This is a genomic window from Psychroserpens sp., assembly GCF_045105015.1.
GTDB lineage: Bacteria > Bacteroidota > Bacteroidia > Flavobacteriales > Flavobacteriaceae > Psychroserpens.
The window spans coordinates 1-20,449 of record NZ_JBGCCX010000047.1 but is presented as its reverse complement, the minus strand read 5'-3'; the positions used below and the strand labels follow the sequence as shown (position 1 = coordinate 20,449).

The 20,449-nt window shown below is 32.3% G+C and carries 14 protein-coding genes; 1 reads left to right on the top strand and 13 read right to left on the bottom strand.

Annotated elements, in window-relative coordinates; genetic code table 11:
* Positions 1-7: 7 nt before the first annotated feature.
* From AB8B90_RS03625 to AB8B90_RS03565, 13 genes are all read right to left on the bottom strand, one after another.
* Positions 8-1,246, bottom strand: coding sequence for a DEAD/DEAH box helicase (locus tag AB8B90_RS03625; RefSeq protein ID WP_405333726.1), 1,239 nt, complete (start codon positions 1,244-1,246; stop codon positions 8-10).
* A gap of 49 nt (positions 1,247-1,295) precedes the next feature.
* A complete protein-coding gene (locus AB8B90_RS03620; RefSeq protein ID WP_405333724.1) occupies positions 1,296-3,395 on the bottom strand; it encodes a DUF349 domain-containing protein in 2,100 nt (699 codons plus the stop codon).
* 79 nt (positions 3,396-3,474) lie between these two features.
* Entirely contained in the window at positions 3,475-4,215 is a 741-nt protein-coding gene (locus AB8B90_RS03615) for a shikimate dehydrogenase family protein (protein ID WP_405333722.1), read from the bottom strand.
* The gene (locus AB8B90_RS03610; RefSeq protein WP_405333720.1) at positions 4,208-5,227 is read right to left on the bottom strand and encodes a DUF368 domain-containing protein; all 1,020 of its coding nucleotides are present in this window, start codon (positions 5,225-5,227) and stop codon (positions 4,208-4,210) included. Before AB8B90_RS03610 ends, AB8B90_RS03615 begins: the two co-directional genes overlap by 8 nt.
* Positions 5,227-6,195, bottom strand: a complete 969-nt coding sequence (locus tag AB8B90_RS03605; RefSeq protein ID WP_405333718.1) for a DUF368 domain-containing protein — start codon at positions 6,193-6,195, stop codon at positions 5,227-5,229. Before AB8B90_RS03605 ends, AB8B90_RS03610 begins: the two co-directional genes overlap by 1 nt.
* A 92-nt stretch (positions 6,196-6,287) precedes the next feature.
* On the bottom strand, positions 6,288-7,691 hold the full coding sequence (locus AB8B90_RS03600; RefSeq protein WP_405333716.1) for a tetratricopeptide repeat protein: 1,404 nt from the start codon (positions 7,689-7,691) through the stop codon (positions 6,288-6,290).
* A gap of 153 nt (positions 7,692-7,844) precedes the next feature.
* Positions 7,845-9,041 (bottom strand): aspartate aminotransferase family protein, encoded by a 1,197-nt coding sequence (locus AB8B90_RS03595; RefSeq protein ID WP_405333714.1) that lies wholly within the window; start codon positions 9,039-9,041, stop codon positions 7,845-7,847.
* Entirely contained in the window at positions 9,041-10,843 is a 1,803-nt protein-coding gene (locus AB8B90_RS03590; RefSeq protein ID WP_405333712.1) for an OstA-like protein, read from the bottom strand. The genes AB8B90_RS03595 and AB8B90_RS03590 overlap by 1 nt, the downstream gene beginning before the upstream one ends.
* 77 nt (positions 10,844-10,920) lie before the next feature.
* On the bottom strand, positions 10,921-12,198 hold the full coding sequence (locus AB8B90_RS03585; RefSeq protein ID WP_405333710.1) for an adenylosuccinate synthase: 1,278 nt from the start codon (positions 12,196-12,198) through the stop codon (positions 10,921-10,923).
* Between the two features lie 8 nt (positions 12,199-12,206).
* Positions 12,207-12,662, bottom strand: a complete 456-nt coding sequence (locus AB8B90_RS03580) for a Fur family transcriptional regulator (protein WP_405333708.1) — start codon at positions 12,660-12,662, stop codon at positions 12,207-12,209.
* A gap of 25 nt (positions 12,663-12,687) precedes the next feature.
* The gene (locus AB8B90_RS03575) at positions 12,688-14,892 is read right to left on the bottom strand and encodes a RelA/SpoT family protein (RefSeq protein ID WP_405333706.1); all 2,205 of its coding nucleotides are present in this window, start codon (positions 14,890-14,892) and stop codon (positions 12,688-12,690) included.
* 57 nt (positions 14,893-14,949) lie between these two features.
* Complete coding sequence (locus AB8B90_RS03570; RefSeq protein ID WP_405333704.1) at positions 14,950-16,185, bottom strand: M48 family metallopeptidase; 1,236 nt, start codon at positions 16,183-16,185, stop codon at positions 14,950-14,952.
* Between the two features lie 3 nt (positions 16,186-16,188).
* Positions 16,189-16,989 carry a TrmH family RNA methyltransferase gene (locus AB8B90_RS03565; RefSeq protein ID WP_405333702.1) on the bottom strand — a complete coding sequence of 267 codons (801 nt, stop codon included), beginning with the start codon at positions 16,987-16,989 and terminating at the stop codon, positions 16,189-16,191.
* 200 nt (positions 16,990-17,189) lie between these two features.
* On the opposite strand from AB8B90_RS03565, the gene AB8B90_RS03560 reads away from it, so the two are divergent.
* The coding region (locus AB8B90_RS03560; protein WP_405333700.1) for a hypothetical protein at positions 17,190-20,449 on the top strand (3,260 nt) is incomplete at its 3' end.

Below are 20,449 nucleotides of genomic sequence, written 5' to 3'. Positions count from 1 at the left end.
GACTATATTAATACCAACGCTTCTTTTTCTTTTTAGAACCTTGACCTTTACGTCCTTTTTTGTGCTTACTACCTTTTTTCTTGTGAACAATAGGCTTTGCCTTGGGATCTAATGGATAAGGATGATTGTCTTCAACAGGAATTTGTACATTAATCAATTGTTGAATGCTTTTAACGTAGCTTTTTTCATCCGCAGAACACATGGAGTAGGAGTTTCCAAAATTTCCAGCTCTGCCAGTTCTACCAATGCGATGTACATAAGTTTCAGGAACGCTTGGTAAATCAAAATTTAAAACGGCATCTAATTCATTGATATCAATACCTCGAGCAGCAACATCTGTGGCAATTAAAATATTAACTTCAGCGTGCTTAAATTTGTTAAGTGCAGTTTGGCGCTCACTTTGCGTACGATCTCCATGAAGACGCTCAACTTGATATCCATTATTGGTTAATGTATTCTCGAGTTTGTCAACTCCAAATTTTGTGCGTCTAAAAATTAAAATACGTTTTCCTTTGATTGTGTTTCGTAATAAATGTAAACAGAGTTCTATTTTATTGCGTTTGGGCACGTAATAAAGTACTTGGCTCACGTTCTTTGCCGTTGATGAGGTTGGAGTTACCTCAATTCTTTCAGGAGTTGTTAGAATAGAATTTGCTAACTGTTCTACTTTGAAGGGCATAGTAGCCGAAAACAATAAAGATTGTTTGTTTTCGGGACACAAACGTTCAAGTTTTCTAACGTCATCAATAAATCCCATATCTAGCATTAAATCGGCTTCGTCTAAAACTAAAACTTCAATATAGTCTAAGTTTAAAACATCTTGTTTATGAAGATCTAATAATCTACCAGGAGTTCCAACAACAATATCTACCCCTTTTTTTAAAATGTCAATTTGAGGTTCAATACCTGTGCCTCCAAAAATAACTGTCGTTCTTAAATTGGTATACTTAGCATAAGTTTTGAAATTCTTACCAATTTGACCAGCAAGTTCTCGTGTCGGACTTACAATTAATGCTCTAACTTTTTTACCTTTTTTTGGCGCATCCTGTTTATCAAAAAGTATTTGTAAAATAGGAAGTGCAAACGCTGCTGTTTTTCCTGTGCCAGTTTGAGCAGACGCAATCACATCTTTTTTTTCTAAAACATGTGGAATAGTTTTCTCTTGAATTAAAGTAGGTTCTGAATAACCAGCCTCTTCAATAGCTTTTACTATAGATTTATTAAGATTTAGTGCTTTAAAGGACATGCATTTACATTTGTTGTAAAGATACAGGTTTGTTAAGTTGCAACCTAAATTAGTACATGCTCTTCACCTTTCTTAGCTTGTCTTCCCAAGTTTGTAGGCTGTCTTTGTGGTTTTTTATGTTTTTAATGACATCTCTAACTAACGGATTAGACTCATCAACATTAGAAAAGAACTGCATGTTATTTTCTAGTTGATTTATTTCACCTTTGATTTCGCTAATTTTTTTTCTGATGTAATTTTGTTCATTATCTAAAAGTCTAGTATCATCTGGTTTTGATAAAGATTCTAACTTGTTCTCAAACTTAACCATTTCTAGTTTTGCTTTATCCATATCTAGTTTACCGAAAAGACCATCAATAACTTTGTTAAATTTACCGTCAATAAAACGTTTATTATTAGGCACGCGTCCAATCGCTTTCCAATCGTTAATTTGTGCTTTAATTGTTTCTATATCTTTCTCTGGTTTTCCAGCTAACTCAATGCCTTTAACAGTTTCCAATAAAGCTGATTTTTTCTCAAAAGCTGCCATTTCTTCTTCACTAGCCGCATTTCTTTCAGCATGCATTCTATCAAAATAATGATTACAAGCTTTCTTGAATTGTTTCCAAATTTTGTCACTATCCTTTCTCGGTACGTGTCCAATCGATTTCCAATCAGATTGTACTTTTTTCATTAAAGGTGTTGTGGTCTTAAAATCTTCGTTGTCTTTATTGTCTTCAGCAATTTTGATAAGATCTTGCTTTTTTTGAAGATTGTCATATTGGTCTTTTTTGAGCGACTTATAGAATGTGTTTTTATTTCTGTTGAAATTTCTAACAGCAGTCTTAAATTTTGTCCATGTCGCATCATTTACCTTGATAGGTACTTTTCCAGCATTAAAAAAATCTTGACGTAATGTTTCAATAGATTTGATTTGCTTTTGCCATGCTTGATGACTCTTAGGTTGCTCTTGTGCGACACTTTCAATCTTAGAAATAATCTCTTCTTTTTTTGCTAGATTCCCTTCGTATGCTTTATCTAAATCAGCATAGTAGGCTTGACGTTTATCGTGAATTGTTTTGGTAGCATTGCTAAAACGTTCCCAAATTTCTTCTCTATGTTCTCTGCCAACAGGACCTAATTCTTCTTTCCAAAGTTTGTGAAGTACTTGCAATTCTCTAAATGAACGATTAATATTATCGTCTTTAGCTAATTCTTCAGCACGTTCAATAATTTTAGTTTTTTGATCAAGATTATGCTTAAAATCCATATCGCGTAAGTCGCGATTTAAGTGTAGAAAATCATAGAATACTTCTACATGATGATGGTAAGAGTTCCAAGCGTTATTGTAACGATCTCTTGGAATTGGGCCAGCATTTCGCCACTGTTCTTGTAGCTCTTTAAAATGCTTGTATGTTGTGTTGATGTTTTCTTCAACATTTATAAGTCCTTTAATCTCTTCAATAATTGCAAGTCTGTTTTCTAGATTTTGCTTTAAGTTAGACTCTAAATTTTTATAATAAGCGTTTAAGCTATTTCTATATGTTTTGAAAGCGTCGTTGAAACGTTTTTTTACTGGAGTCGTGAAGTAAAAATCAATGATGTTTCCACCTTCACTCAAAAACTCTTCTTTTTTTTCGTCAAGTAATGCACCAAACTTAGAATGAAATTCAGATTTAATCTCATCTACTTGAGATTTAATCGTTTGTATTTTTTGATTCTCAGTAAGCGATTCAAGTTCATCAACAAGTTGCTCCATTGTCATGGCATGATAGTCTTTACTTTCGACTTCATGACGTTCTGCATTAGCTTCATCTTCGGCATCTTCTGCATTTGCTTCTTCAATTTCTTCTACATGAGCATCAGCTTTTTCTGTAGTTTCAACGTCTTCCTCAGTGATTTCTTCTGTTGCTTCGGAAGTTACTTCAGCATCATTTGTTGCTTCTTCAATAATTTCTTCTGTTGCTTCGGAAGTGGTTTCAGTCTCAATAGTTGTATCCTCATTTTCAGGAGTGGCTTCAGACGTTGTTTCAACCTTGTCTTCTAAGGCTTCTTGATTCTCCGTAGCTGAAGTTTCAGAGGCTTTTGAATCCTCAGAAGTTTGAGGCGTTTCATTTGTATTTAAATCAATCTTTCCATCTGCGTCTTGCAGGTTATCGTTCTCAGACATTTTTCAATGTGTTTTATATTAGAAGGCTAATATACTAATAGGTGGTTGATTTACAAAAAAGAAGCTTTATTTAGAAAGGTTATTTGGATGAATTCCAAATTCGCCATGCTTTTTCTGCTTGAAATTCCAACATTTTGAGTCCATTACAGATTGTTGCGCCTTTCATTTTTCCTAATTTTAGAAATTTTGTTTCTTCTGGATTATAAATTAAATCGTATAGCAGATGTTTATCTGTAATTCCTTCATAAGGAATATTAGGACAAGAATTTACATTGGGATGTGTTCCTACAGGAGAACAATTGATGATGATATTATAATTTTTGATATCGTCAATAGTTAGACTATCGTATGTGAATTTATTAGTTGATTTTGGTGTTCTCGATACATAATCAAACTTTATTTTTAATTTCTTTAAAGTGTAAGCAATAGCTTTTGAAGCGCCTCCTGTACCAAGAATTAAAGCTTTGTTATGATGTTTTTCAAGCAGCGGTTTTATTGATTTCTTAAACCCATAACAATCGGTATTAAAACCTTTTAGAATTCCATTAGAATCAATAGTAATTGTATTTACTGCACCAATTTTATTTGCTTTTTTATCTATATGATTTAAATAAGCAATAACCTCTTCTTTATACGGAATAGTCACATTGAGCCCAAAAATATTGGGATTGTCATGAAGAAGTTTTGGGAATTCTGAGATCTCTTCAATATCAAAATTTTCATAAGTATATGCTAATTGCTCAGCTTCAAATTTTGCAGTAAAATAATTTTTTGAGAACGAGTAAGCGATGTTTTTTCCTAATAAACCAAGTCTAGACATGTCTTTTATTTGTGCGTTGACCATACCATTCAAGGGCAAGAACTATTAATATTCCTATGATAATATATCCAAATGCGATATAAGTTTCGCTATGAAGTTCAGGTAAAAAACGTTCGTAATTAGCAATAATTTTTTCTCCCCGTGAATCAAATAAAAAACTGCCATCATCCTCAGTTTTAAAAATGGTTTTTTTCCAAGGCCAAACCACACCTAGAGAGCCAATTATAAAACCAATAATTGATGCTGTAGTAATGCTTTTAAAATGTTTGAGCACATAACTTAATACGTGGGAAAACGTTACTAACCCTGTAACAGAGCCTAAAGTAAAAATGCCTAAGACTTTTAATAACCGCATTCTAACTTGGTTTTTTACAAAGCTAAAATCGCCAGTTATCATCTCTGAAAATGTATCATATAATGCATTCACAGCATCAACTAACAATAAGACATAATTACCTAAAAGGATTAAAATAAATGAACCAGAAAACCCTGGAAGTGTCATGCCAGAAACACTAATTATTCCACAGATAAAAACAAAAAATAAGTTGTCATTTTCTTTTGCAGGATCCAAAAAGCTGATGCCTACTCCCAAAATCACACCTATTGTTAAGGCGACGATACTCTTATAATTCCAGTCTTTAAAATCTTTATTGATATAGTAAATTGAGCCAATAATCATTCCGAAAAACATACTCCAAACATATAACTCGTAATTCTTAAGAAAATAATCTAGAATCTTTGATACACTAAAATAACTGATAATCATCCCAGAAAAAAGTAGGATTAAAAACTTTCCGTTAATGTATCTGTAAAAACTCTTAAACCGTCCATTAAATAAAAGTCTGAACGCAGTTTTGTTAACCCGTTGTAATGAATAAATAAATTCTTCGTAAAACCCAGCAACAAAAGCGACAACACCTCCTGAAACACCAGGAACTTTATTAGCAGCTCCCATAGCCAGTCCTTTAATGACCAAAAACAGACGATCTTTAAAGGTTCTAGTAGCTTCCATTATAATTTTTCTTTTTTACTGCCTAAACTCTCAAGTATTAAAATTGTTGCAAACCCGATGACAACAAAAATAATTGCAAATAAAATGTTTGGCTCACCATCATAAGCAGAAGGTAATATACTTTCATCTAAGGCCGTAACTTCTAGCCCTTCAGAGTTTATACGTGTTTTTAATACGTTTTTCCAAGGCCATATTTTATTTAGTGATCCTATCATAAACCCTGTTAAAATCGCTAACGTCAAGTTTTTATGATGTTTAAACATCCAGTTGAGAACTTTAGAAAACACTTTAAGTCCTATTATAGCTCCAATACCAAGCATGAAAAAGTTTAGTAAAGCTTCTTTTAAGATGTCCCAGTTACCAGTAGTTATACCTTCAATAAGATTATTTACAGTATTAATTGCAGTTTCATAAGCGCCAAGGATAAGTAAAATAAAAGCGCCAGATACTCCAGGTAAAATCATAGCTATAATCGCAATAAAACCACAAAATAAAAGATAAATAGGACTGTCTGGTGAAGCAAAAGGTTCAGCCAGTGTTATAAAGTAAGATAGGATAGAGGTTAGAATAATTGCAATGAAAATGTTTGGTGTCCAATATTTAATTTGTTTGCCAATGTAAAGAATACTAGCTAAAACAAGTCCGAAAAAGAACGACCACAATAAAATGGGCTCATTGTGTAAAAGCCATTTGATAAGTTTAGCTAACGATAAAATGCTAATAGCAATACCTGAAAATAGTGCCAATAAAAAGCTACCATTTATAGTTTTCCAAGCGGTTTTAAATCCATGTTTTTTCCAAATTTTAAAAACATCAAGACTAAGATTGTCGATGCTTTCGATAAGCTCTTCATAAATACCAGAAATAAAGGCAATGGTTCCTCCAGATACACCAGGAACAACATCAGCAGCTCCCATGGCAATACCTTTCAAAAGAATAAATAAGTAATCTTTAAACTGTCTAATCATTTTTTAAAATAAGAACAGTAAAGGTATGAAATAGGAATGACTATTGTCAAACTAAAAATGAAATGATTTTCTAAACCAGAATACTAGATTAGTTATTTTTTCATATCTGAAATTAGTTGTTGTACGGAAGGTTTTTGTAAAACATTTGGAAATAATTCTTCAAGAATGAATTCAAACTCATGATCTAATAAAAGTGCATTTTTTAAATGATAATGCCCTTTACTATTTTCGTGTAATGCAAAGTTTAAACCAGCTAAACGAAATTCAATTTCTGCTGTTTCAGGGTAGAATTCAGCAGCTTGAATTAGACTTATAATTGAAGCTTCAAATTCGCCTAGAGCAATTAGTATATCTGTTCTTGATAACCAAGTTTGAAGTTCATAATTGCCTAAGTCTAAAGATTTTTTATATCCACGTTCAGCTTCCTCTAAGAAATTAAGACGGTGATTTATTTGTGCATATAACTTCCAATATATTACATTTTCACTGTCAATATTAATAGCTTTGTTAATATAAAATAAAGCTTTTTGAAAGTTGTGTTTTTTATTATAAAACTTAGTTATAGCAATCCATCCCTTGTCTAGTAAAGGGTCTTCATGTACGGTTTTATAAAAATATTGTACAGCCAAATCATCTTGACCTAGTTTTTCATGACAATGTCCAATTCTTAACAAAGCAAAAGAAGTTGGTTCATCTAAAGCTAATGTGATTTTATAATTTTCTATAGCTTCTAGATACTCCTTTTTCTTTTCTAGTACTTTTCCTTTTTCTAGGTAAGCACCTACAAACCTGTCATCTGATATGATAGCAAATTCAAAAGCAGCTAGCGCTTTGTCATAGTCTTTAATTGTAAAATATTGACGGCCTAATTGATGCCAAGCAACTTCGCAATATGGATTTTTATCCAGATAAATATTTAAAAAATCTATAGCTTCGTTGTTTTGATCTAGAAAATCATAACAGTAAATAATATTGTATAAAGCAGAATAATCTTCAAGGTCTAATGCTAAACATTTTGAAAAATATTCTCTAGCATTTTCAAATTGATCTAAGAATAAATATTCCATTCCGATTAAGGCAAACAAATCTGTTAATCCATCATCACCTTGATTGAGTGTCAAAGCTACCTTTAAAGTTTCAATAGCTTTTTCATGCAAATCTTGTTTAGAGAATACACTAGCCTTTTGAATATAAATTTCTTCGTTAGAAGGTTCAACAATATGAATCTCATTTAAAACCTCATCTGCTTCTGAAAACTTATTCTCCATGATGTAAATTTCAGTTAGAAACAACTTCAAATTTACAGATGTTGGATGTTGTTCTAGACCTAATTTGATGGCTTTTTTTGCTAGCGCTATTTTACCATTTTCTAAATAATGATGGATTATGTTTTCAAATTCGTTTGAATCAAAAAACAAAACATGGTTTGTTTTAAGCATCGATTCAAAGCGAGTGAGGGAAAAATTGTTGTTGTCATTAGGCTGACTAAACTCCATAAGCGAATTTGGATTAATCGTTATTTAAAATTACTCTTATCAGTTCAAAAACATCATTTTTAGTGCCAATGTTTTCAACAAAGTAATTAACAGTTGTAGTTCAAGATTAGATGATTTATTTCTAATAATTGATTATCAGATGATTAAACAAAATTAATTAGCTTTTGATTTGGTGAAGATATTATCCAGAATTTGAGTTATGATCATGCATCCTTTTATGATTTCTTCGTTTGAAATGGTTAATGGAGGCGTAATTCGAATCGCTTTAGGTTCAAAAAGTAACCAAAATAAAATGAGTCCTTTGTCTTTTGATTGCAGAATCACCTCGTTTGTAATATCTGCGGAAGGTGTTATTGCCGCTAACATTAATCCTCTACCGCGAACTTCTGAAATGAGTGGATGTACCAGAAGTTTACGAATCAATTGTTCTTTTTCAATTGCTTTAGCCATCAGATCAGATTCAGTAATTTCTTTGACTGTAGCTAAAGCTGCTGCAGCTATTACTGGATGACCACCAAAGGTGGTAATGTGTCCTAATTTTGGTTCATTTTGAAGTAAATCCATCATAGGTTTAGAAGCAGTAAAAGCTCCAATTGGCATTCCGCCACCAAGTCCTTTGCCTGTCACTAAAATATCTGGTATACAATTATAATGTTCAAAACCGAATAATTTTCCTGTTCTGCCAAATCCTGGTTGAATTTCATCAAGAATTAGTAATGCTCCAACCTTGTCACATTGTTGGCGAACGTTTTCTAAATAATCATTTGTAGGTTCAATAAAGCCAGCGCCACCTTGAATAGTTTCCAAGAGGACAGCAGCAGTCTTTTTGGTGATTTTATGTAAATGTGATTCGTTATTGAATTCAATAAAACGAACATCAGGCATAAGAGGTCTAAATGCAGATTTACGATCTTCAAATCCCATTACACTTAAGGCTCCAATTGTATTGCCATGATAGGCATGATGTGCTGAAATAATTTCACTTCTACCAGTAACACGTTTAGCTAATTTAATTGCACCTTCAATAGCTTCTGTACCAGAGTTAGTAAGGTATGTTGTTTCTAGTGGTTTGGGTAAGTTATTGGCTAAAATTTTAGTTAATTCAACTGCAGGTTTTTGGATGTATTCACCATAAACCATCACATGTAAATATTTGTTTAGTTGCTCCTTTATTGCTTTTACAATTTTGGGATGCTTATGTCCAAGACTACATGCTGAGACACCTGCAACAAAGTCAAGATGCGCTTTATTATTTGTGTCGTAAATGTAAGATCCTTCTGCATGAGCAATAGACATTGCTAAAGGGTGAGGTGTTGTTTGTGCTTGATATTTAAAAAAGTCATCTTGCATTAGTTACCCTTCTTTTTCTCGTTAACCAATGGTTTTGGAAGATTTAATTGTTTTACAGAATCACGCTGTGCTTTAATAAGTTTTGTGGATTTCGGTAAATTTCTTTCTGCTTTGTTGATGTCATCTTTATCTTTTTCTCTAGCTGAATCCATACGTTTGAACATGGCTTCATCAAAGAATTCTTCTTCTGGAATATATTTGTCGAGACCTTTAATAATTGGGAGTTCTAAAGGCGGATCATCACTAAATAGGTCTTCTATACTATTCGGACGTTCATCGCCTCGCCAATCAAACCCTCTAAATTTTCTGGCATTTTCGGGAAATTGTGATTCAGGATAAATTTCACCATCAACTTGATTTATAAGTGTAACAATTTTATAGCCATCTTCAAATTTCATATTGATTTTAGCCGATTTCGATTTATTAATACCTATCAAAGAGTCTTCTTCGTTTCTTGAATAAAATATGATTTCAGCATTTTTGATGATATCAATATTGTATAATTCATTATTTTCAAATAAACCGATTAATTTCTGACCTTTAATTTGGTTAAACCCGTCACCAATAGTGTCTTTGCTGATTAAAAATGCATTGTTAAAAACCTTTAAGGAATCGAGTTCTTCTTTTTCTACATTAGAGATTAAGTGTATAGAGTCACCTGTCATTTGATTGCCTAAATTCCAAAGAATCGGTTTCCTATCTATTGCATAAGAGTCTGAAGAAGAAAAACGTTTTAAATTAATGAGTTGAGTTAAACCAGATTTGTGATCTGCGTGAATAGAATCTGCTTTCCCACTCATATCACTTTTATACATTTTAGCATTATAAAAGGCTCGAGTAATACGATGTTCAGGTTTGCCAGTAATCATTAAAGTATCTGCATGAATATAAATGGAGTCAGTTTCCTGAACAGTAATCGCTAGAGCTCGTTTGGTTATAAATACGGAGTCTTTAGCTCTAAAGACCTCTGCGTAATGACCTTTGATAATACTTTTGTTTATCGTATCAGTAACTACAATATTATTGGTAGCAGAAGCAAAACTTTGGTTTCTATCAAAATACAAACTATCACCAATTACTTCTCTGTTGTTGTAATTGATTTTAGAATTTTTAATAAAATAACCAGTATCATTATTGGTATCATAAAAACCACGTTCACAATAAATTTTACTAGAATCACCAACAATGGTTGAAGGACCATACATGTACGAATGTCCAGAATCAGAATAAAAATCGAGTTGATTAGTATCAAGAGTATACTCAGGATTCACTAACACTACATCTTTTAGAAAGCGATATTTTTTGTTGTTCATATAATAACGACCAACCTGACTTGTAATTGTTCCAGAAGAATCCCTAACTACCTTACCAGTTGTTCTGTAATACGCTTCTTGTTTTGCCCTATCAAAATAGAGCGTGTCTGTTGTAAGAACAGATTGAGGTTCTGTTAGTACGACATCGCCAGCCGCAAAGGCCATTTGTGTAATTCCGCTATATTCAACATATTTAGAAGTCATATTAATACTGTCGCCTTGTTTTACAACTACATCACTGAAGGCTTCAATAAAATCTTCATTTTGATAATAAATAGCTTTGTCGCACCACATGTCTATACCTTCATGTATGATATGAATTTGTGCTTGATCACTTCTTACAAAAGTCGTTATGTTTTCTCCTTTAAGTGAATCTTTGACAGTAAACCCTGAATATTCAATTCTAATTTTTTTTGGTTCTTGAGAATAGGAGAGTAGTGCTGATAAACAACAAGTGAGTAAAAATATGTATCTGAAAACTGGATTCAAGATGTTATGTTTTGCTCCAAAAATAACTATTATCTCTTCGGAATAGTATGCCTTAACAGATTTTTAATAGAAGAGCCTTAAGTTTGTCTATTGATAGTCTGAGTTCTATCAGGTCCAACTGAAACAATAGTGATAGGGATTTCTAGTTCTTTTTCAAGAAATGCTATATACTCGTTTAATTCTTTAGGAAACTGAGATATGTCTCTCATTTTTGTAAGGTCTTCTTTCCAACCTTTAAATTCTGTATAAATTGGCGTCACATTTTCAGATTCAATATTAAAAGGTAAATGTGAAATAGTCTCCCCTTTGTATTTGTAAGCAGTACATACTTTTAGAGTTTTAAAACCTGAAAGTACATCACCTTTCATCATGCTTAATTGAGTTACGCCATTAACTTGGCATGCATATTTGAGAGCTACCAAATCTAACCAACCACAGCGACGTGGTCTTCCAGTTACAGCTCCAAATTCATGACCAATTCGAGCCATGTCCTCACCAATTTTATCAAACAATTCTGTAGGAAATGGTCCAGAGCCAACACGAGTCGTATAGGCTTTAAAAATTCCGAAAACTTCTCCGATTTTATTTGGTGCAACACCTAATCCGGTACAGGCACCAGAAGCTGTTGTATTTGAAGAAGTCACAAAAGGATACGTTCCAAAATCAATGTCTAGTAACGAACCTTGCGCACCTTCAGCTAAGATAGGTTTATTGTTTCTAAGTGCTTGATTTAAATACTCTTCACTATCAATAAATTGTAATTCTTTTAAACGTTCAACAGCAGCAAAGAATTCAGCTTCCATTTCATTTAAATCATATTGAATGTCTACATTGTAGAATCCAATCATAGCTTCATGTTTGTTAGCTAATGCTCTATATTTTTCTTTCCAATTATCAAGTTCTAAATCACCAATTCTAATACCGTTACGACCAGTTTTATCCATGTAAGTTGGTCCGATGCCTTTTAGTGTTGAGCCAATTTTTGCTTTTCCTTTTGAAGTTTCAGAGGCTGCATCTAAAAGACGGTGAGTTGGTAGTATAACATGTGCTTTTCTTGAGATGATTAATTTTGATTTATAATCTAAATTAAATTGATCTAAACCATCTAATTCCTGAACAAATACCACTGGATCAATAACAACACCATTACCAATAACATTGATAGATTCGTCATGAAAAATACCTGAAGGAATTGTTCGTAATACATGTTTAATGCCATCAAATTCTAAAGTGTGTCCTGCATTTGGTCCACCTTGAAAACGAGCAATGATATTGTATTTGGAGGTCAATACATCAACAATTTTTCCTTTGCCTTCGTCTCCCCATTGTAGTCCTAGTAGTAAATCTACTGCCATTGTATAATCTAGTTAGTTGGTTTGTTCTTTGTTCCGTAAAAGTAGAGTGAATGATTAGAAATTGAAATATCAAAAACGTCTTCAATTGTTTTTTTAATTGATTGTATTCTAGGATCGCAAAATTCGATGACTTCTCCTGTGTCAGTTAAAATAACATGGTCGTGTTGTTTGTCGAAGTATGATTTTTCATAATGTGCTTGATTTTGTCCAAACTGATGTTTGCGAACTAAGGCACATTCCAGAAGAATTTCAATAGTATTGTAAAGTGTAGCACGACTAACACGATAGTTTTTATTCTTCATTTTGATGTATAAAGACTCAATATCAAAATGTTCTTCACTATCATAAATTTCTTGAAGAATAGCGTAGCGCTCTGGTGTTTTTCTATGACCTTTTTCTTCTAGGAATTTTGTAAAAACGTTCTTTACAATCTCTTGGTTACTCTGTTCTGTATTTGTACTCATAAATTTGTGATGCGAATTTACGTAATTATACTCGTGTTACCTTATCTATTCCATTAATTTTTTTAAGGTTATTCATTAGTTTTTTCAACATTGTATTGTTAGTAACTACAACATTAATCTTTCCAGAAAAGACACCACCATCTGTATCAAAACTTATACTTTTCATATTTACATGCATGTTTGAAGAAATCTCTTTAGTAATATTATTAACCAATCCTAAATTGTCGATTCCTGATAGAGTGATTTGTGCAGAAAATTCTTGTTGAGACGAATCAATCCATTTGGCTTGCATGATTCGATATGCATAATTAGATTGTAAACTTAATGCATTCGGACAATTTTTTTTATGAACTTTGATACCTTCATTAATAGTAAGAAACCCAAATACTGAGTCACCTGGTATTGGGTTGCAACAGGTAGATAATTTATAGTCAAGTTGTTCTTCTTCCTTACCAAAAACCAACATATCGTATTTAGCAGTAATTTCTTGTTTATCAAGATCAGGTGCAACGGTCGGCTTGCGAATTTTACTTTTGATATACGACATAAACATGTTGCTTCTTGAAGCCGCATATTCTTTAAGCATCTTGTTGTCTATGGTGCCAATACCCACTCTGTAAAATAAATCCAGGCTGGTTTTTAGTTTGAAATAATTAACCATTTCGTTAACTGACTTCTCATCTAAACTGATTTTAAGTTGTTTTAGTTTACGTCTTAAAATCTCTTTTCCATCTTCAGCTACTTCTTTTTTCTCATCTTTCAGCGACGATTTTATTTTGCTTCTTGCTCTCGCAGTTGTGGCATAGTCTAGCCAGTTACTATTTGGTTTTATGTTTTCAGAAGTTAATATTTCTACTTGATCTCCACTATTTAATTCATGACTTAAAGGCACTAATTTTCCATTTACTTTAGCGCCTCGAGTTTTCATTCCTACTTGTGTGTGAACACTAAATGCAAAATCTAAAGGAGTTGCTCCTTTGGGTAAAGATTTTAAATCTCCATTTGGTGTAAATACATATATTTCTTTGGAGTATAGGTTGAGTTTAAATTGCTCGACAAAATCAACGGCATTCATTTCATTGCTTTCTAATGCTTCTTGTAATTTGTCAATCCAAGTGTCAAGGGCATCTTCGGCATTTCCTTCTTTGTATTTGTAATGTGCTGCATAACCTTTTTCAGCAATTTCATTCATTCGTTCACTACGTATTTGTACTTCTACCCAACGACCTTTTGGTCCCATTACAGTAATATGTAATGCTTCATATCCAGTAGATTTAGGAGATGATATCCAATCTCTAAGACGAATTGGGTTAGGTGTAAAATGATCTGTAACGATGGAATATATTTTCCAAGCTATAAATTTTTCGTTATTTACATCAGATTTGTAAATTATTCTAACCGCAAATTTATCGTAGACTTCATCAAATGAAACCCCTTGTTTCACCATTTTACGCCTGATAGAATAAATAGATTTTGGACGACCTTTAATGTCGTAATTTAAACCTTCTTCATTCAAAGAATTTACGATGACTTCTGAAAATTCTTTAATATAATTATCTTGTTCTTCTTTACTTTCTTTAATTTTTTCAAGAATGTCATTGTAAACATCTGGCTCTGTATACTTTAACCCTAAGTCTTCAAGTTCTGTTTTAATATTATACAGTCCGATTCTGTGCGCTAAAGGCGCATAAATGTATAAAGTTTCAGAGGCGATTTTTTCCTGTTTATCAGGTCGCATCGAATCCATAGTTTGCATGTTGTGAAGTCTGTCTGCTATTTTGATGATGATGACTCGAACATCATCATTTAATGTCAGAAGCATTTTACGGAAGTTTTCCGCTTGAGTAGACACATCTTTGTCTTTGTTTAAAGATGAGATTTTTGTGAGGCCATCAACAATTCGAGCAATAGCATCGCCAAACATTTGAGAAATATCTGCTAATGTATAATCTGGATTATCTTCAACGACATCATGTAGTAATGCAGCAGCTATACAAGTAGCATCTAAGCCAATTTCGCTAGCAACAATTCTTGCAACAGCAATGGGATGAAAAATATAGGCTTCACCAGACTTTCGACGTTGGGTTTTATGCGCATCAACAGCTACTTCAAACGCCTGACGAATTAATTTCTTATCAGTTGTTGAAAGTGTTTGATAACTTACCTTAAGAAGATCTTTGTAAGCTTTTGCAATCTCAGCATTTTCCTTTTCGATATCTACTTTTGCCATAAAACTAAAGTAGCAATAAGAAATGTATTGTGCAACGGGTTTTTTAAATAACTTGGATTAATTATTTTTTAAATTCCTAACACGTTCTAAAAGTGTAGGATGCGAATAGTGCATAAAGACGTATGAAGGATGAGGTGTTAAATTACTCAAACTATTTTTTGAAAGTTTTTTTAGAGAAGAGATAAGGGGCTCAACTTTGTATGTTGTCTTTGCATAATCATCTGCTTGATATTCAAATTTTCGAGACATATAATTCATAACTAGACCGATAATTTCTGAAATAGGAGCGTAGAGCATTCCGAAGGCAATCAAGCCAACATGAAAACTTGGAATCTTGACACCTAAAGCATTTGACAATAGTGGATTTGATATAAAAATTGACAAGATATATAGCATGATTCCTGTTAATAATATTGATGATGCTAAATTGAAAATAATATGTTTTCGTTTATAGTGACCAACTTCATGAGCTAATACTGCTACAATTTCATCTTCTTCTAAATCGTTAATTAAAGTATCGTAAAGTGTGATTCGCTTTTCACTTCCGAAACCAGAAAAATAAGCATTAGCTTTGGTGCTACGTTTTGAGCCATCTATGACAAAAATATTTTTTAAACTGAAACCTACGGATTGTGCATATTCTGAAATTTCCTCACGTAAGGGGCCGTCTTCTAAAGGTGTTTGTTTATTAAATAATGGTGCTATAAGTCTGGCGTAAAATAGATTCATAAAGATTGTAAAAACAATTATAATTCCCCATGTATATAACCAAAATTGTTCTTCTGTTTGTTGATAAAACCAAATGATAAGTGCTAAAATTCCACCACCTAAAATAACGCTCATTAAAAGACCTTTTATTTTATCTAGGATAAAGGTTTTTACTGTTGTTTTATTGAATCCAAATTTTTCTTCAATCACAAAGGTTTTATAAACTGAAAAAGGAGTAGAGATAATATCACTACCAATCATAATAATTCCAAAAAATAGAAGCGCTATAATAATTGGATGTTCTGAAAAATTTCTTGCAATGTCATCGACATATTCAAAACCATCAAGAATTAAAAAGCCAAGCGTTAATACTATTGAAAATAAGGAACTAAAAATTCCGAATTTATAATTGGTTTTTTTATAGTCTTGAGATTTTTTATAGTCCGTTTCATCATAAACATCATTAAGCTCTTCAGGAATAGCATCGTTGTAATGCTTTGCATTAAGGGCATTAAGAATTTTATCAATTATAAAATTGATAAGAATAATGCTAATAATAATGTAGAATAAAATTGTTGCGGTCATATGTTAGTCGAAATCTCGTTGTCTCTTGGCTTCAAAAATAATAATTCCTGCAGCAACAGAAACATTCATGCTGTCTATTTCACCTTGCATTGGGATAATGATATTTTGAGTTGAAGCTTGTAGCCATTCGTCTGTTAATCCATCTGCTTCAGTTCCAACAACTATTGCAGTAGGTTTTGAATAATCTTGAATGTGATATTCTGTTGAAGCCTGTAAAGCTGCACAATAAATAGTGACGTTATTTTTATTTAGAAATGCTATAATTTCTGATGTTGAACCCATAGCTATCTGAGTTGTAAATACGCAGCCTACACTCGATCTAATGATGTTAGGATTGTATAAGTCGGTTTTAGGATTTGCTATAATAACAGCATCCACATTAGCTGCGTCTGCTGTACGTAAAATTGCTCCGATATTTCCAGGTTTTTCAGGTGCTTCAGCAACGAGAATTAAAGGCTTTTTAGATTTAATTTGTAAATCCTCTACATGATGAGGTTTACTTTTAATAACAGCTATAATGCCTTCCGTAGAACTTCTATACGCTAATTTTTGAAAGACTTCCTTTGATATTTCAATAATGTTATGTTGAGAAATGTTAAAATTATTGAGTTCATCTTCTGAAATTAATTCGGAATAAAATAGGAGTGTTTCAATGTCATAACCTCCTTTTATAGCTAATAATAATTCACGCTGTCCTTCAACTAGAAATAATCCGGATGTCTTTCGTTCACGAGATTTATCTTTAAGCTGAAGCAGTTCCTTAACATAAGGATTTTGTGTGCTAGTTATAGATTTAATAGACATAAATTGAAGTCGAAGAAGTTATAGGTTTTACTTTACAAAAGTACACTTTAATTAGGAGCAACTTTTAATAATTTTAAATGGATTTAAGTTTAAAGGTAGGGATTTGTATTGTTAATCTGTTTTATAAATGAAAATCTATAAATATGCTTATCTTTAACTGATTTTCAAATTCTTAACAGCTTAATTAAAATCAACCGCTCATGAAAAAATTATTACTTTTAGTATTACTAATCTCAACGTTTACTGGTTATGCTCAACTAGGTATTAATCAGCCTTCAGATTATCTAATATGTGCTCAGAATGACATTGCAGACTTTGATTTAGATGTAAAAACTCCAGAAATTTTAGGGAGTTTAAATCCGGCTGAATACGATGTAACATATCATTTATCGGAACCAGATGCATTTAATCAAACGAATGCATTGTTTAGTCCTTACACAAACACAGCGAATCCTGAAGTAATTTATGCTAATGTTACTGAATTATCTACAGGTAATTTTGAAGTGACTACATTTCTTTTAATAGTAAATTATATACAATCATACACTTGGTCATTTGATTTGAGTGTTTGTGATTCTGGTACTCAAGATGGTTTTGCAGTTTTCGATTTAACTCAATTGGAACAAGAATTCATGAATGGAAATCAAGACATAATACTGTCTTATCATGAAACTTTTCAAGATGCTACAGATGGCACCAATGCAATTTTTAATCCAACATCATACACTAACATTGTACCATACAATCAAGACATTTACATACGCACAGAAGATCCTTTAACGGGATGTTTCTTCGTGAATAATGTGCCTGCATTATATTTAAGTGTTGATTCACTTAATGTTGCTAATGACCCAACGCCTTATGACGTTTGTGACGATAATGATGACGGAATAGTCACTTTTAATTTGGATAACAAAACTTCAGAAATTTTAGGAGGAAATCAAAATCCAACACTTACAGTAACTTACCATGAAACACTTTCGGATGCTGAAGGTTTTTTCAATGTGTTAAGTCCTATATATACCAATACAATACCATTTGCTCAAACTGTATATGCAAGAGTAAGTCAAAATACTGGTGATTGTTATGACATTATAACATTAGATTTAGTAGTAAACACTGATTGTGTGTCTGCATCTTCAGTTTTAGTTGAGTTTTGTGCAGAAGCAAATACGCCTCTTGAAGTAGATTTAACTTTTGAAGAACCTAATATCGTAAATGGTCAAAATACATCAGACTTTATATTTACCTATTATTATTCTGAAGCAGATGCTCAAAACGAAAACAGCCCGATAGCTAATCCAGAAGTTTTTCTTACTAATGATAATACAACTATAATTTACGTACGAGTAGAAGATGCACAATCAACTAATTTCACTGTGATTGAATACATTATTGTTCTAAATTTCAATCCGCTAATAGAATTTTATGGTCCATTTACGATTTGTGGTGGGAATGACATTGTGTTGTATCCATTCATTAACAATAATAATGGTGCTTATGAATATTTATGGAGTACTGGTGAGACAAATCCAGAAATTATAGTAAATACAGGAGGTGTTTATACGGTTACAATAACAGATTTAATTTCTGGTTGTATTTCTACCGAATCAGTTGAAGTCATTGAAGAAGATGATGCACCAGTATTAGCAGATGCAAGTGACTTAACCAGTTGTGATTCAAATACTGTATTTGATTTAACATTAACATTACCTGAAATATTAAATGGTCAAGATCCAAGTTCTTTTATAATTAGTTTTCATAATAGTTTTAATGATGCATCCTCAAATGATAATCCAATTATTGATGTTGATAATTATATCGCTACTAACGGTGTTGAAACCATTTTTGTTAGAGTACAAAATAGTGTTAATGCTTGTTTCTCAATTTCTGATTTCACTATTACGACTGAAAGTTTATGTGTTGTAGATGTCGATTGTGCTCAACCCGTAACTAATACATTTTGTTATACAAATGGAACTGTTGTAATGTATCAATATACAAGTGTTGATGGTAGTCCGCTTCAAGTCTTTTTTACAGAAGGGCAAGTTGAGGTTAATTATGATGAACTCGTAGTTTATGATTCTGATGGATTTACAAATTTAAATCCTACTAATATATATGGTAACAATGGTGATCTAGCTGGTTTAAGCTTCTTTTCAAGTGGAGACAGTATTACAGTATTTGTAGATTCTGATGGAAGTGTATCATGTCAAGATCAAGGTTACACACCTATTTCTTATGAAGTTAGTTGTGCAGATCCAAATGCTGTGCCTGACTGTAACGTCATCTTAACTCAACCCTTAGATGGAGCAACTGATGTTGATGAAAATACAGATTTATCTTGGATAGCGCCTTCAGGTGTGGTTACAGGTTATAAAATTTCTCTTGGATTAACATCTGGAGGAACCGAAGTATTAGATAATGAAGATGTCGGAAACGTATTAACTTATGATATGGGAATTCTAGATTTCGAAGTCACTTATTATGTTACAATAACACCTTATAATACTAATGGTGATGCAGATGGTTGTGCTGAAACTAGTTTTACTACTAGAACAAATCCATTTCAAGCACTTGTTTGTGAAGATGGTGTTGTAAATACAACATACTGTTATGATAATGATGATACTAGTGAGTTTAGTTTCCAAAGTTCAGATGGATTGCCACTTACAATTATTTTTAATGCAGGTATTACAGAAACTAATTTTGATGAAGTTTATATTGTAGATTCAGATGGAACCATTTTAAATCCTGATTTGGTATATGGAAATTTTGGAGATTTTGCAGGCCTAACTTATACTTCTACAGGAGATTCTTTAACTGTAAGATTTGATTCAGATTTTACAATAAGTTGTGGTCAAGGAAGTGACTGTTGTACGACTGAATTCGATTTTGATGTCTTCTGTGCTTCTACAGTTGGATTTATTCAAGTGAATGCCTTTGTTGATGATAATGCAAATTCTATGTATGATGCAAATGAATTTAGTTTCTCTAATGGTTATTTTACTTATGAAATTAATGGTGATGGTATGATTAATACAGTAAATTCTTCAACTGGTCATTTCCAAATTATTAGTGGCAATGAAACTGATGTTTACGATATAACTTTTAATCTGTATGATGAATCTGAAGCTTGCTATGATATTACAACAACGAGTTTTGATAATATTTCTGTAGCTACAGGTAGCACAGTAACTATAGATTTCCCAGTAGTTGAAGAGCAAAGCTGTGAAGATTTAGGGGTGTATTTAATTAATTATTGGGCACCACCAAGACCAGGTTTCACTCATTATAATTTCTTAGTTTTAGAAAATCTTGGATTTACAAACATTTCATCTGGAACTGTAGAATTCACTCATGATCCATTATTGGTTTATAATGCAGTGACTAGTGTCAATCCAAATTATACAATAACCAATACAACTACAGGCTTTACTGTTGATTTTGTAAATCTGCA